General features: G+C 60.3%; 13 protein-coding genes and 2 riboswitches. Of the genes, 6 read left to right on the top strand and 7 right to left on the bottom strand.

Annotated features, from left to right (window positions below; all coding sequences use genetic code 11):
* The first annotated feature begins 40 nt into the window (after positions 1-40).
* Positions 41-445, top strand: a complete 405-nt coding sequence (locus tag GGD46_RS09715) for a VOC family protein (protein ID WP_184703540.1) — start codon at positions 41-43, stop codon at positions 443-445.
* 131 nt (positions 446-576) lie between these two features.
* Here the strand turns inward: GGD46_RS09715 and metE are convergent, their stop codons facing one another.
* From metE to GGD46_RS09685, 6 genes are all read right to left on the bottom strand, one after another.
* On the bottom strand, positions 577-2,922 hold the full coding sequence (gene metE, locus GGD46_RS09710) for a 5-methyltetrahydropteroyltriglutamate--homocysteine S-methyltransferase (protein ID WP_184703539.1): 2,346 nt from the start codon (positions 2,920-2,922) through the stop codon (positions 577-579).
* Between the two features lie 94 nt (positions 2,923-3,016).
* A riboswitch (cobalamin riboswitch) is annotated at positions 3,017-3,233 on the bottom strand.
* Positions 3,234-3,287: 54 nt separating this feature from the next.
* Positions 3,288-4,067, bottom strand: a complete 780-nt coding sequence (locus GGD46_RS09705; RefSeq protein ID WP_184703675.1) for a class I SAM-dependent methyltransferase — start codon at positions 4,065-4,067, stop codon at positions 3,288-3,290.
* A gap of 4 nt (positions 4,068-4,071) precedes the next feature.
* Positions 4,072-4,836 (bottom strand): ABC transporter ATP-binding protein, encoded by a 765-nt coding sequence (locus GGD46_RS09700; protein ID WP_184703538.1) that lies wholly within the window; start codon positions 4,834-4,836, stop codon positions 4,072-4,074.
* Complete coding sequence (locus GGD46_RS09695; RefSeq protein ID WP_184703537.1) at positions 4,833-5,870, bottom strand: FecCD family ABC transporter permease; 1,038 nt, start codon at positions 5,868-5,870, stop codon at positions 4,833-4,835. The genes GGD46_RS09700 and GGD46_RS09695 overlap by 4 nt, the downstream gene beginning before the upstream one ends.
* A 2-nt stretch (positions 5,871-5,872) precedes the next feature.
* The gene (locus GGD46_RS09690; protein WP_184703536.1) at positions 5,873-6,889 is read right to left on the bottom strand and encodes an ABC transporter substrate-binding protein; all 1,017 of its coding nucleotides are present in this window, start codon (positions 6,887-6,889) and stop codon (positions 5,873-5,875) included.
* Positions 6,890-7,048: 159 nt separating this feature from the next.
* Positions 7,049-7,306: riboswitch (cobalamin riboswitch) on the bottom strand.
* A gap of 90 nt (positions 7,307-7,396) precedes the next feature.
* Positions 7,397-8,491: a GGDEF domain-containing protein gene (locus GGD46_RS09685; RefSeq protein ID WP_184703535.1), complete on the bottom strand. Its 1,095-nt coding sequence runs from the start codon at positions 8,489-8,491 to the stop codon at positions 7,397-7,399.
* Positions 8,492-9,188: 697 nt separating this feature from the next.
* Between GGD46_RS09685 and GGD46_RS09680 the strand changes: the two genes are divergently transcribed.
* From GGD46_RS09680 to GGD46_RS09660, 5 genes are all read left to right on the top strand, one after another.
* Positions 9,189-10,169: an HlyD family secretion protein gene (locus GGD46_RS09680; RefSeq protein ID WP_184703534.1), complete on the top strand. Its 981-nt coding sequence runs from the start codon at positions 9,189-9,191 to the stop codon at positions 10,167-10,169.
* A 1-nt stretch (position 10,170) separates the two neighbouring features.
* On the top strand, positions 10,171-11,403 hold the full coding sequence (locus tag GGD46_RS09675; protein ID WP_184703533.1) for an ABC transporter permease: 1,233 nt from the start codon (positions 10,171-10,173) through the stop codon (positions 11,401-11,403).
* Entirely contained in the window at positions 11,400-12,554 is a 1,155-nt protein-coding gene (locus GGD46_RS09670; RefSeq protein WP_184703532.1) for an ABC transporter permease, read from the top strand. Before GGD46_RS09675 ends, GGD46_RS09670 begins: the two co-directional genes overlap by 4 nt.
* Positions 12,555-12,684: 130 nt before the next feature.
* Positions 12,685-13,008 carry a TOBE domain-containing protein gene (locus GGD46_RS09665; protein WP_210325508.1) on the top strand — a complete coding sequence of 108 codons (324 nt, stop codon included), beginning with the start codon at positions 12,685-12,687 and terminating at the stop codon, positions 13,006-13,008.
* 37 nt (positions 13,009-13,045) lie between these two features.
* Entirely contained in the window at positions 13,046-13,738 is a 693-nt protein-coding gene (locus GGD46_RS09660; protein ID WP_184703531.1) for a bifunctional 2-polyprenyl-6-hydroxyphenol methylase/3-demethylubiquinol 3-O-methyltransferase UbiG, read from the top strand.
* Here the strand turns inward: GGD46_RS09660 and GGD46_RS09655 are convergent.
* Positions 13,719-14,516 (bottom strand): ABC transporter ATP-binding protein, encoded by a 798-nt coding sequence (locus tag GGD46_RS09655; protein ID WP_184703530.1) that lies wholly within the window; start codon positions 14,514-14,516, stop codon positions 13,719-13,721. The genes GGD46_RS09660 and GGD46_RS09655 overlap by 20 nt on opposite strands.
* Positions 14,517-14,519 lie beyond the last annotated feature (3 nt).

Below are 14,519 nucleotides of genomic sequence, written 5' to 3'. Positions count from 1 at the left end.
GAAAGACTGAAAACCGTACACCAGCTAATGGAGACCGACCTTGAAGGATATCCTTACCTTCCTCATGTTTTCGGGTGACAATCACGGTCAGGCGAGGGCGGCGATCGATTTCTATGTTTCGCTCTTTCCCCAATCCCACATCGAGCGGCTCGACCTCTACGGTCCGGGCAAAGGCCAGCCGGAAGGCGCGGTCAAGACCGTGTGGTTCACCCTGAATGGACGCCGCTACATGGCGATCGATAGCGCTGCGCCGCATGCCTTCAATTTCACGCCGTCGATGTCGCTCTTCGTCGAATGCGAGACGGAGCAGGAAATCGACCAGTTGCACGCCGCCTTGTCGGACGGTGGGCAGGAGTTGATGCCGCCTGGCGACTATGGCTTCAGCCGCCGCTTCTGCTGGTTGAACGACCGCTACGGCGTCTCCTGGCAGATCAATCTCGCCTGAGAGGCCATTTGAAACCGTACGCCGAGAGCCAGCTCCAGGAAGCCGGCTCTCAACGTCTTGGCGATGGCATGCCGCATAGGCGGGATCGAAGACCCACCCTGCAGAGCGGGTCTTGGAGATCGCGACACGGCTTAGGCCTTGACGTGCTCCCGTCGCAAGCTGCGAGCAGCTTCGACCATGTTGACGAGCGCCGGCTTCACCTCTTCCCACTTGCGGGTTTTCAATCCGCAATCCGGGTTGACCCAGATCTGCCGATCTTGCAACCGCTGACGTGCCAGCGACAGAAGGTCCATCATCTCCTTGACCTCGGGAACACGCGGCGAATGAATATCGTAGACACCGGGGCCGATCTCGTTCGGGTACTTGAAGTGCCGGAAAGCATCCAGCAGCTCCATCTTCGATCTGGATGTCTCGATCGAGATGACGTCGGCATCCATCGCGGCAATGGCATCGATGATCTGATTGAACTCCGAGTAGCACATATGGGTGTGCACCTGCGTCCTGTCGCCAACGCCGCTTGAGCAAATGCGGAAGCTTTCCACGGCCCAATCGAGATAGTGCTTCCAATCCTTGTGCTTGAGCGGCAACCCCTCACGAAGGGCGGCTTCGTCGATCTGAATCATCTTTGCACCTGCCGCCTCGAGATCGTTCACCTCATCGCGAATGGCGAGCGCAATCTGCCGGCATGCCTCGCTGCGCGGGATATCGTCGCGGACGAACGACCAGTTGAGAATCGTCACCGGTCCCGTCAGCATGCCCTTGACCGGCTTGTCGGTGAGCGACTGCGAATATTCCCACCAGCGCACGGTCATCGGCTTCGGGCGCGACACGTCGCCGAAGATGATCGGCGGACGGACATAACGCGAACCGTAGCTCTGCACCCAGGCATGCTGGGTGAAGGCGAAGCCGCACAGCTGCTCGCCGAAAAACTGCACCATGTCGTTACGCTCGAACTCGCCGTGAACAAGCACGTCGAGGCCGATTTCTTCCTGCCAGCGAATGGCGGCTTCGGTTTCTTGTCTCAGGAAGGCTTCATACTGCGCGTCCGTCAGCGCGCCCTTCGAATGCGCCGAGCGAGCCTTGCGGACCTCGGAAGTCTGCGGGAAGGAGCCAATTGTTGTCGTTGGGAACAGCGGGAGCTTGATTGCTTCCGACTGGATCTTCTGGCGATCGGCAAACGCGCTGGCGCGCTTCTTTTGATCGTTGCCGATCGTTGTAATTCGGCTCTGCACCGACGCATTCGTCACCTTCGACGAGGAGGCCCGGGCTGCGATCGCCTTCGATACGGCTTCGATTTCCGAAGCCACCACAGCCTTGTCACCTCCAAGCGCCTTGCCAAGCACGGAAAGTTCGGAAAGCTTCTGCGTGGCGAAGGCTAGCCAACTCTTCAGATCCGCATCAAGACCCGTCTCCAGCTCCAGATCGATCGGAACATGTAGCAGGGACGAGGACGACGCAATTTCGATACCGTCCGCGCCGCGCACGGCAACAATCGGCGCAAGCTTGTCGACAATCGCGGCAAGATCAGCGCGCCATATGTTACGTCCGTCGATGATGCCGAGCGACAACACCTGATCCTTGCGAACGGCCTTTGCGACATCATCGAGCTGGCCGGGTGCGCGGGTCAGATCGACATGAAGTCCGGCCACCGGCAGATCGGCGAGCGCGGTGAGATTATCCGCAAGAGCGCCGAAATAGGTGGTCAGCATGATCTTCAGATCCGGCACGGCCTTCGTAAGCGCCTTGTAGGCAACCGAGAAGGCATGGCGCTCGCCTTCGGTCAGGTCGAGGACGGCGATCGGCTCGTCGAGCTGGACCCAATCGGCGCCGGCAGCTACAAGGCGGCGAAGCAACTCTTCATAGACCGGCAGCAGTTTTGACAGCAAGCCAAGCGGCTTGAATGTTCCGTGGCGAGCCTTAGCGAGCTTCAGGAAGGTAACGGGACCGAGAATGACGGGGCGCGTGTGAATACCGAGCGCCTTTGCCTCGAGAAAATGATCGACGGGCTTCTGCGACGTCAGCGCGAAGTCCTGCTCCTCCGAAACCTCGGGCACCATGAAGTGATAGTTGGTATCGAACCACTTGGTCATTTCGAGCGCCGGCATGCCTTGGCCGTCATGGGTGTGGCCGCAATCGGCTGGGCCGTCGCCCTCACTGCCGCGCGCCATCGCGAAATAGGTCGACAGGGGAACATCGCCGCCCCTCCAGCCGTAGATGGACGGGATCGCTCCGACCATGACCGCCGTGTCGAGCACGTGGTCGTAGAAAGAGAAATCGTTGGAAGGGATGCGGCTGATGCCGCGATCGCGCTGGAGCAACCAATTGCTCGCCCGGAGCTTCCTGGCGGTCTCAAGCAGCTCGGATTCGGGAATCTTTCCAGACCAGAAGCCTTCGAGCGCGAACTTGAGTTCACGATGAAGACCAATCCTTGGAAAGCCAAGTGATGCGACTGGAATGCTGTTCTGTGACACTGTCATACCCCATTTGGTTGGTGGGGGCATGGGTTAAGCGGACGCGTGCGGGTACAGTCCCTTCGAGACCTCCGCAGCAACCACCGGGACACCCCGCCCGTGGACGTTATTTTGTCCTGGCAGGTCTCCTGGCTCACGGGTCGTCGCCCTTGTCCGTCTTCCCAAGGCTCATCGCCTTAGTGACATCGGTGGACAGTAGCTCGCCGTTTACAGTTGCGGGGGCAGCCCCGGTATTGCCGAACTCTCGGCGCACCGGATTCCCTCTTAGCTCTGAAGCGGGCAAGCCACCCCAGAGAACCATGACACGCCAATACTCAACAATGGCGCCTCAAAGTCAAGAGACATAAACAAATCTTTATATGTTTATCTGACTAGGTCGTCGGGCGCGTGCAAACAAGGATAAACCTGCCGTAGACGAAGGTCCGCAGCTTGTTTCTCAGATTTGCGTTCTTCCGCTGTGCCTTCGCGATGGGTGAATGCGACTGCAATTCAATCTCGGCAAAGCCAACAGTTTCCAAAATCGGCGCAAGCACGTCTGCATGCAGGCCGTCGCCAAAGGGCAGTGCCTCCATGATACGTGCATGGCGGCTGCTGAGTGCGCCGTCGTAATTCCTGTCGGCGCCGCAGATGCGATCGATCAGCGCAATCAACATCATGGCGATCCGGCCGCCCGGTTTCGGCTGCGCCCAATCGCCATCGAAAATGACCAGATGCCCTCCCGGCTTCAACAATCGGAACCATTCTCTGAACGTCTCTTCCGGCCGCGTCAGCGTCCAGACAAGGTGGCGACAGACGATTGCATCATAGGCCTCATCCGGCTCCATCGTATGCTCTGCATCGGCCAGCAGAAAGCGAAGGCGCGCCTTGCCCGCGTGTTTCCTGCGCGCAACAGCAAGCATCGCCTCGGAAAAATCCAATGCGGTCACGTCATGGCCGAGATCGTGGATAAGCTGTGTTACCTCGCCGGTGCCGCAGGCAAGCTCCAGGACCTGCTTTGGCTGCAAGCCGAGGGCCGCACGGATGGGCTTCTGCCAGGCGTCGGCCTCCGCGCCGGGAGCGATCTTGTGGCCGAAGGCGAGGTCGAAGGTCTTCGATCGCTTCGACCAATAATCGCGGATTTCTTCCTTGAGATCGAAATTTGCGCCATCCATGAGGTCAGCCTGCCATATATTGAATGTTGCAGCGGCCATGGACCGACGATTTCTGAACATGCGCGCGCACGCCGAAAACCCGTTCGATCAGCTCTTGCGTCAGCACCTCTTCCGGTGAACCGGCCGCGACCACCTCACCCTTCTGCAGAACCGCCAGACTGTCGCAGAACATCGCCGCCAAATTGAGATCGTGCAGGGCGACGACCGATGTGACATCGAGCTTGGAAATCAGGCCGAGAATGTCCAGCTGATGCTGGATATCGAGATGGTTCGTCGGTTCGTCGAGCAGCAATTCGCTCGGTGTCTGCGCCAGTGCTCTCGCGATGTGGACACGCTGCCGCTCGCCGCCGGATAAAGTCTGCCATAGCTGCCCCGCCCGATCCTGCATGCCGACACGGGTGAGCGCATCCAGAACCGCCGCATCATCGCGGACACTCCAGGACGAGAGCGGACCGCGATGCGGAGTGCGCCCAAGGCGAACAACATCAATGACGGTCACCTGTGTATCAGTCGTTGCCTGCTGTTCCACCAATGCGATGCGGCGGGCAATATCACCGCGCGAGATCAACGCAATGTCGCTGCCGCCAAGCCTGACAACGCCACTCCTCACCTTTCGCAGCCGGCAGATCAGCCGCAACAGGCTCGACTTGCCGGAACCATTCGGCCCCAGCAGACCGAGCACCTTGCCCTTTTCCACCGAGAGGCTGATGCCGTTGACGATGAGCGTATTGCCGGCAGCAAAGGTGACGTTGTCGACCGCGATGCTCATGCCGTCCTCCGGGCGCGATAGAGAATGATTGCGAAGGCCGGAGCCCCGAACAGTGCGGTCACCACGCCGATCGGCAGGATCTGCTGGGGAATGATGATCCGGGAGATGATATCGGCGGCGACCATGAAGATCGCGCCGCCAAGCGCCGACGCCGGCAACAGCCGGTCATGATTAGGACCGACCATGAAACGGGCTGCATGCGGAATGACGAGCCCAACGAAGCCGATCGAGCCGACGACGCTGACGACTGCAGCAGTCATGAAAGCCGTCGTCCCCAGAAGAACGATCTGAGCACGACGCACCGCAATACCGAGCGATGCCGCAGCATCGGTCCCAAAAACGAAGGCATCGAGCACGCGGACATGCGCCATGCAGACTATGAAGCCGATAATGGCGATCGGCCCGGAGAGATAGACATCCGACCAGCGCACGCCGCTCATCGAGCCGAGAAGCCAGAACATGACACCCCTCGCCTGCTCCGCGTTCGCGGACGTCGTGACGATGTAGGATGTGAGTGCATTGAAGAGCTGCGAGCCTGCAACTCCGCACAGGATGATACGCTCACTTGTTCCGCCGACACCGGCTGCGAGCAAGCCGACAAACAGGAACGCGGCAACAGCGCCAATGAAGGCGCCGCCTGAAAGCCCCAAAACGCCGTAGCCGAGCCCGAGGATCATGATGCAGACCGCGCCGGTGGAGGCGCCTGCGGAAATGCCAAGCACATAGGGTTCCGCAAGCGGATTGCGCAGCAGGGCCTGCAGGATCACACCGCTCAGCGCCAGCGACGCCCCGGCGCTTGCCGCAACGAGCGCACGGCTGAGCCGATAGTCCCAAACGATGCCCTGATGTATCAGGCTCAGCTCGAATGCCGTCCCGAACAACCGGTTCGATACGACCTTGGCCGTCGTCGACAGCGGAATGGAAATCTCGCCGATCGAGACCGCAAGGCTGATCATGAAGGCCAAAAGGAAGAATGCAGCCATGGTGAGCGCCGATAGCGCCCACCTGTCTCGCCGCTCCGCGATCAGACGCATGTTTAACGCGCCAGACCGAAGGACTTGATGCCCTTGGCCAGTATCTCAATGCCGTCGATGGTCCGGATGGTCGGGTTCATCGATTGCGCATCCATCATGACGAAATGCTTGTTCTTGACGGCGTCGAGCTGGCTTGTGACCGGGTCCTTCTCAAGGAAGGCGAGCTTGACTTTCGGATCGTCGGCGGCATAGCGGCGACGGTCCATCGTCGCGATGACGATCACGGCAGGATTGGCCTGTGTGATGGTTTCCCACCCGACCAGTGGCCATTCCTCTTCCGTCGTCACGACATTCTTCGCGCCGAGCGTTTTGAGGATGTAGGCGGGTGCGCTGTTCTTGCCGGCGATATAGGCATCGCCGCTGACTTCCTTGCTGGAGAACCAGAACACGATCGGAAGGTCCTTGGCCTTGGCGCCGGCAATCGATGCGGCAGCATCCGCCTCGCGCTTCTTCAGATCGGCAATCAACGCGTCGCCGCGATCCTTGACGTCGAAGATCTGCGCGAGTTCGTTGATCTCCTGATAGACGAGATCCATCGTGAACAGCTCCTTGCGGACACCGTCGCCGCCATCGGTGTTGACCTTGGCGGCGCAATCGGTTGGCGCAACATAAGTATTGATGCCAAGCTTGGAGAATTGATCGCGCTTGCCGACAGAGCCCTGTGCGCCGACATGCCATTCGAATTCGGCAGCGACAAGGTCCGGCTCCTTGCCGACGACGGATTCGAAACTAGGGTCATTATCCGCAAGACGCGGGATCTTGCCGTTGGCCTCCGCATATTGCGGCAACACAGGACCGACCCATACGGCGGTTCCGGCGATCTTGTCAGCAAGGCCAAGCGACAGCAGGATCTCGGTCATGCCCTGACCGATGGATACGAGCTTGGCGGGGGCTTTCTGAAAGGTAACTTGCTGGCCGCAATTGGCGAGCGTGAGCGGATATTGGGTAGCCGCCAAGCCGGAGGCGGCAAAGCCGGTCAATCCAAGTGCAAAAATAAAGGTCGTCAAAAAATGGCGCATGAAAGGTCTCGATCGGAATGGGAAATTGGCGGCGGCGGCGCGATTGCGCTCAGACGGACCGCCCGTTGGGGAGATTCCAATCAAGGCCGAAAAACGCCTGGTAATGTCGAGGGTTCAGGTCAATCATTCTCTGTCCTTTCCGGGCATCCCCGCCCGGGTGATTGGATCGTGATCGACGGCAGGTCTCCTGGCTTGCGAATATCTGACGATCATCTGCCTTCCCGCGATTGTGGTCGCAGTGGCACGGCCCTCAAGCCTTCGAAGATGAACAGAACCCTGTTCACGTCCGGATGATCGGCAATCCGCTTACAGTTGCGGGGGCAGCCACGGTCTAGGTCCCTTTTGGGTCGTCCTCACCGTGTTCCCTATTAATCCCCGCGGAGTCTTCCTTGGGGAACCGTCGTGTCCAGTTAAGCCGGACGACCAGTTCCGTCAAGAAGACAGCGGTAGAAACAAAGCCGGGAACGCGACACGGCGAAGTTGGCGGAAGGACGCTCAGATACAGCCCTATGCGGTTTCCGCGAGTTCAACGCGGTTTCTTCCACCGGCCTTTGCGCGGTAAAGCGCTTTGTCGGCTGCTTCGAGAACATATTTGAAATCCGTCGATGGCTCAAAGGAGCAGGCAATGCCGATGCTGGCGGTGACATGGACAGTCTCCTGCCCGAACATCAGAACCGTTGCCTCGATATCGTTGCGGATCTTCTCGGCAACGATGCCGGCGGCGCGCATATCCGTATTCGGCAGCAGCACGACAATTTCCTCGCCGCCATAGCGGGCGGCTATGTCGGTCTTGCGCACCGTCCGCCGGATCACGTCCGCCACCCGGGCCAGGACGGTATCGCCGAAAGTGTGGCCCCAATTGTCGTTGATCTTCTTGAAATGATCGATGTCGAGCATGATGATCGAAAAAGGAACCCGCCGCATCCCGGCTTCCTTGCTGCAGCGATCGCCTTCCCGCTGCAGGACACGGCGGTTCGGAAGTTGCGTCAGCGGATCGAGCGTGGCTTCGTTTTCGAGCGCGCGCTGAATACCGATGCGGTAGCTTTCTTTCTCAAGCAAGTCCGACAGCAACATGACGCCGAGAATGTTGACGATCGTCACCGGCAGCGCCGCCGAGATCAAAAGTTCGCGCGCGACGGACCATGGCAGGAAAACGAGAACGACGAGAGACGTCGTCGTCGCAAGGCCGAACAGAGCCGAGCGCCTCCATCCGGTGCCGGTCAACTGTCGCGGCAGAAGCGTCAGAACATATCCTGCGGTCGCGACGATCAAAATGCCGGCAACCCCGCTTACGGCTCCCAGACCACCGACCAAATAGCGAAAGATGGCCATCATGAAGGCGGCAACGACAGTGCCGACGATACCGCCATAAATAGGCGTGAGAACGAGCAGGATCGAACGCCCATCCTGAATAACACCGGGCATGAATCGAATGGGATCGCTCATCGATAGAATACCGCCGAGACCGAAGAGCAGTCCGACAGCGACAGATTTCAGAATGCCGCGCTCAATAGTCCGGGTAACCAAAGAATAGGCGTAGACGATGATCGCTACCTGCCCCAGAACACGCACCAGGGAAGGCAAGTGCGTTTGAATTTCCATCAACGTTCCCAATCCTCGCGCGGGGCCAAAGCGAACGGCCCGGCCACGCCATAGTCGAAGTCAGAATGAAATACCAAAAAATCTCTACGAGATGGTTTATCACGCCTCTCGCCTGCCCAAGAAACGGCTGAGCCTTTTGGATTGCTACAGGAAATGATGATCATCGCGATGACAGAATTTTCAAAAGGAGCACCTCCGGTATCCCGGCAATCAGCGCGTGCGACCTGTAGCACCCAAGGCCACGGATTTCCCAGACACGGCGCCTAGAAAGAACAAACAAGCTTATGGAAAACAGACGAAGAGTTGGTTGAGGTGGATGATTGACCTTTTTGAAAGCGGCGGCGACCAAGCCTATCTGGAGTTTTACGCAGGATGGTCAAGCACCCCCGCTCAATTAAGAGGTCGAACGACACGATCCGCGCTCGACGGGAACGGGTGGCTGGCAATTCAAGGGCGGAGAGGCGTTAAGTTGCTTGGCGGTAAGTGCTTTTGTTATTTTCCTCTGCTACAGTCCGCATGGAAACATGGCAATCGCCGGCACAGGGACGGTCGGCCGACGCAGCGACGATGACGCGGACTGGCGCGGATACGCATCTTGTCTCGCTATCGCCGCAACCCCGGCCAGTTCATGAGCCATGCGCCTGCCGTCAGCTGTTGGGAGGCGCAAGCCTCCAAGGGGAACTCAGGAGGCGACTGTATGTTGCGAACGCTTCGTGTTGTGATTGGCATCGTGATCGTTGGAGTACTCGGTGTCCTGTTATGGTTTGCCACGAAGCCTCCGCCACTTATTGTACAGGGTGAAGTTTCAGCCAATCGTGTTGATATCAGCCCGCGGGTTTCGGGGCGGGTTACCAAACTCAATGCCGATGTCGGCGACAATGTCGAGCGCGGCGCCGTCATCGCCGAGCTGGAGAGCCCGCAGCTGACCGCCGCCCTTCACATGTCCGAGGCGGCACTGTCGGTCGCTGAGGCCGATCTCGTCAGGGTCAACAGCACCCGGCCGGAGACGATCGCAGCCCGTAAGGCAGAGCTGGCCGCTGCGGATGCGGATGTGACACTCTATCAGGAGGATGCTGGCCGTCAGGGCAGGTTGATCACGACAGGGGCGTCGACCCAGGCGCGCGTCGACGAAACGGCCCGCAACCTCGAGGCCGCCATCCGCAAGCGCGAGTCGGCTGAAGCCAATCTCCAGCTGGCCGTCGCCGGCGCGAGCAAGGAGGAAAAGGCCCTCGCCGCCGCGCAGGTGGAGCAGGCGAAGGCCTCGCTTGGCCAGCAGCAGACCAACGTCCATGAGCTGACCATCGTCGCGCCGATTTCCGGCCAGGTGACGACGCGCGTCGCAGAGCTCGGCGAGAACTTTTCCGCAGGCGCCCCGATCTTCTCGCTGATCGACCTGCAGAACCCGTGGTTCACTTTCAATCTTCGCGAAGATCTGCTGAAAGGCCTGAAGGTCGGTGACGGTTTCGACGTCACCGTGCCCGCACTCGGCGAAGACAAGATCCCGGTGAAGGTGACCATGATCAATGCCCAGGGGCAGTATGCCACCTGGCGGGCGACACGGGCGACGGGCGATTTCGATCTGCGCACCTTCGAGGTCCGCGCTACCCCGGTAAAGCCGGTTCAAGGTCTGCGTCCCGGCATGAGCGTCATTGCATCCTGGCCGCCGGCAGGGCACTGAGATGATGGCGAAAGGGCGGTTACGCCCCGGTTTCCTGACAGTCTTCAGACGGGAATTCGACCATTTCCGGCGGCGCCCGTTCCTGCTGTTCCTGACGACCGTGCTGCCGCTCCTGCTCATGGCCGTGCTTGCCGCCGTCTTCAGCGCCGGCCTTGCCACGAAGCTGCCGATCGCCGTCCTCGACCTCGACAACACCGATCTGTCAAGGACGATCATCCGGACGGTCGACGCCACGCCGGATGCAGCCGTCGCCCGCAATGTCAGCGATCTCGCCGAAGGGCGGCAGCTGATCCTGTCCGGCAGCGTCCACGGGCTTTTGATGCTGCCGCGCAACCTTGAGCGTGACGTCTTTTCAGGGCGCCGCCCCGAGGTCGTCTTCTTCTACAATACCCAGACGATGACGACGGGCAATCTGACGCTGCGCGGCGTCAGCGCTGCCGTCCAGACCGTCGCCGCCGGCGTCCGGCTGTCGTTGCGCACCTCGCAGGGCCAGCCTCTCGACGAGGCCGAAGAGCAGCTGGCGCCGATCCCGGTGCAGGTCAATCCCCTGTTCAACCCGACGCTCAACTATGCGCATTTCCTGCTCGCCGCCCTTTTGCCGAGCGTGCTGCAGGTCATCATCGTCACCACCATGGCCTATGCAGTCGGCCTCGACGTCGAAACCGGCCATCGACTGCGCATCTTGAGACGCCTCGGCGGCGGATTGTGGCCGGCGATTGCGGGAAAGATCCTCCCCTATACGCTGCTGTTCCTGGTGGTGCTCGGCATTGCCGACTGGGTTCTCTTCAGCCTCTTGGGCATGCCGCTTCGCGGCGACCGCTACCTGCTGCTGGCGTGCGGCATCCTGTTCGTGCTGGCCAACCAGCTTATCGGCACGCTGCTGGCACTGCTGCTGAAGCCGATGGCCAGCGCCATCAGCATCGGCACGCTGTTGATGGCGCCCGCCTTCGGCTTCATGGGGATCGGCTTTCCGAGGATCGGCATGAATGCCTTTGCCTATTCCTGGGGTGAGATTATCCCCGGCACCTGGTACATGACGGCGCGCATCGATCAGACACTGCGCGGCACACCCGTCTATCTGTCCCTAAAGCCGGTTGCCGTGTTGCTGTTCATGGTTGTGCTGTTGGCAGGCCTGACGGCCTTGCGGCTGGAGGCGATGCGGGCGCGGCGGCTACGCGAACGCGAGCAGCCGACCGCACCTGAACCGAACACGTCTGGGAGAGCGGCCGGATGAAGGATATATTGACGATCTGCCGCATCGAACTGAAGCGCGTGCTGACCCTGAAGCCAGCCTTTTCCGTGCTTTTTGTCGCGGCGATCATCTATGCCGTGCTCTACCCGCAACCTTATCGCACCGAGGCCCTGCGCCACGTGCCGGTCGCCATCGTCGATCTCGATGGCACGGATAGCAGCCGGGATCTTGCACGCCGGATCGATGCATCGCCCGATGTCGCAGTCGGCGGCGTCTTTCCCGACCGACCAAGCGCCGAGCGCGAGGTCTATGCCCGCAACCTCTCCGGCCTTCTCGTCATTCCCAAATATTTCGAGCGCGACCTGCTGCACGGCCGGCAGTCGCCAATCGCGCTCTATGCCGACGCCAGCTACTTCCTGATCTATCAACGCATCTCCGGCGGCGTTTCCGCGGTCGCAAAGACCATGGGCGCGACGGTCGAGACGGCCCGGCTCGTCGCCGCCGATGTCGATCCCCGCATGGCGGCGGCCGCCGCGGATCCGATGCCTTTCACGGCGGTGCCGCTGTTCAATCCGCAGGGTGGCTATGCGACCTATATCCTGCCCGCCGCCTTCATCCTGATCATGCAGCAGACGCTGCTCATCGGTGTCGGCCTGCTCGGCACCTACAAGAACGATGCGATCGGGACCGGGCCTGCAGCCTCGATCGGGCCGGTGGCTGTCGTCATGGGAAAGCTGCTCGCCTATCTGATTATGGAAGTCGTCATCGCGCCGTTCTATCTGATCGTCGTTCCCTATCTCTACAACATCCCCCGCCTCGGCACGCCGCTGTCGATATTCATATTCGCTCTGCCGTTCGTACTGGCCGTCAGTGCTCTGGGGCTGGTGATAGCCAGCCTCTTTCGCAGCCCGCTGACGGTGCAGCTCGTCTCGGCCGCACTCGGCATACCCTTCCTCTTCCTTGCTGGCTTCTCCTGGCCGACCGAAGCAATACCACCCTTCCTGCACGCCATCGCGACCGTTCTGCCCAGCACGTCTGCCATCAATGGCATTGTCGCAACCGCACAGCTCGGCGCGCCGCTCTACGATGTGCGGCTGCCCTTCCTCACCCTCTGGATCCTGGCCGCGCTCTACACAATCATCGCGATCCTTCTCGAAAGCCGAAGCAGACGCCGGCTCGCTCAGCGGGCGTGACCATCTCTCACAGCCGGCTTGCCGCGGCTGCAAGAGACGAGAGCGAGGAGCTAAATCCGCCGACAGGAATTGCCGGGGACGAATTTCGGCGTCAGCACAAAATCTTGCGGCGGCGCCCAGGCGTCAGGCCTTGCGCAAGCGGATCGGCGACGAAGCCGCCGGCGTGCGGGCCAACGTCATCATTATAGAACCGACGGATTCGGAGACGCATCTGCAATTGCAGGCCGGCGATCAATCGATCGTGGCTGCCGTCAGGGATCGCCCACCGGTGTCCGCCGGTCAGCCGATCCAGTTCAGGATCGACCCCGCGAAGGCGCATCTGTGGATCGATTGGAAGGAGAGCGTCTGCATTGACCGCAGGCTTTTACTCCTAGCGCAACCGCCTCAGATAAAATCCTCTATCGGCACGGCTTTTGGGTTTCAAAACCTAGTCACGGTTCGGAGTCCGCTTTAAAGACAGGGCGCGTTTGCTTAGCCTGGAGAGAAAGCTGATGAGCCAAGAAGGCCAGAAGACGATTGCCACCTGGTATGTGGATCCGGACGCGGAGGACAGAATGTCGGATGGTCATGCGCCGATCTGGAGACATCTGATCGACCTGATCGTCGAGCGCGATCTCTCCGCCAAGAGCGTGGTCGACTTCGGCTGCAATCAGGGAGGCCTTCTGCGTCATCTCTATGCCATCAGACCCTTTCACAAGGCTCTAGGCATCGATATCGCCGAGCAATCAATCGCCAAGGCCGAAGCCTTCAAGGGCAACCTGCCGGTCCAGCATGCGGTGGGTGGAACGCTCGAGGGCTGGGCGGAAGAGTTCGATCTGGCCATCAGCCACGAGGTCATCTATCTCGTCGAGAATATCGATGCGCATGCCGCGGATATCTGGAAGGCGTTGAAGCCCGGCGGTGTCTATTACGCCGTCACCGGCTGCCACACGGATAATCCGCTTTGGCCGAAGTGGCGCGATCTCGTCGCCAAGCGCACGAACACCGTCGTCCAGGATCGCTCGATTTCCGATTACGGACGCGCCTTTGCCAAGGCAGGTTTCGCGGTCTCCGGCCGCAAGCTTGAGTATGACGGCTTCATACCCTTCGTTGAAGATGGCTGGACCCCCGACTTCGCGGATGCGCTCGACTATTACACGCAGACGAAAATTGTCTTCCGGCTCATCAAGCCTCTGGCTGGCTGAGCCGCGTCAGCTCGACATCGAAATGCGGCGGCGCGTCCGGGCTCACCTGGACAAACCGCCCCTTCACCCGGAAAGTCCTTTCGATCAGTCCGCTTTCGGCGAGTGCTCTCGGCTCGCCATCGAAACGCAGCTCGCCTTTTTCCAGCAGTGAGATGCGATCGCTGACGGCAATCGCCTGATTGATGTCGTGGATCGCCATGATGATGGTGACACCCCTCTCCCGGCTCAAGCTATGGACGAGATCCAGAACCTCGACCTGGTAGCCGATATCGAGGAACGAGGTCGGCTCGTCGAGCAGCAATATGCCAGCTTCCTGTGCAAGTGCTGCTGAGATCCAGGCTCGCTGCCGCTCGCCACCGGAAAGTTCCCGCAGAATTCGGTCGGCAAGGCTTGAGAGCCCGGTGCTTTCCAGCGCCCAATCAATCGCCTCTTCGTCCCGCCGATCATAGCGGCTGAACAGTCCGACATGGGCGAAGCGGCCCTGCCGCACCAGCTGCGCAATCGTCATCTCATCGGGTGCCGACGGCTGCTGCGGCAGGAAGGCAAGCTTCTTGGCGATCGCGCGCCGCGACATGGATGCGATTAAGACTTCCTCGATCGCCACCTGTCCCTCTGACGGGACAATCAGGCCGGCAAGTGCCTGCAAGGCCGTGCTCTTGCCCGAACCGTTCGGGCCGATCAACGCCCGGATCTCTCCTGTTTTCATCGAGAGCCTGAAGCCGTCGAGAGCTTTGCGACGACCATAGAAGACTGAGAGTTGCGAACAAGACAGCGGCATCGG

Source organism: Martinezella lusitana (assembly GCF_014207095.1).
Lineage (GTDB): Bacteria > Pseudomonadota > Alphaproteobacteria > Rhizobiales > Rhizobiaceae > Rhizobium > Rhizobium lusitanum_B.
The sequence above is the reverse complement of the archived record's forward strand: the minus strand, read 5'-3'. Positions and strand labels throughout refer to the sequence as shown.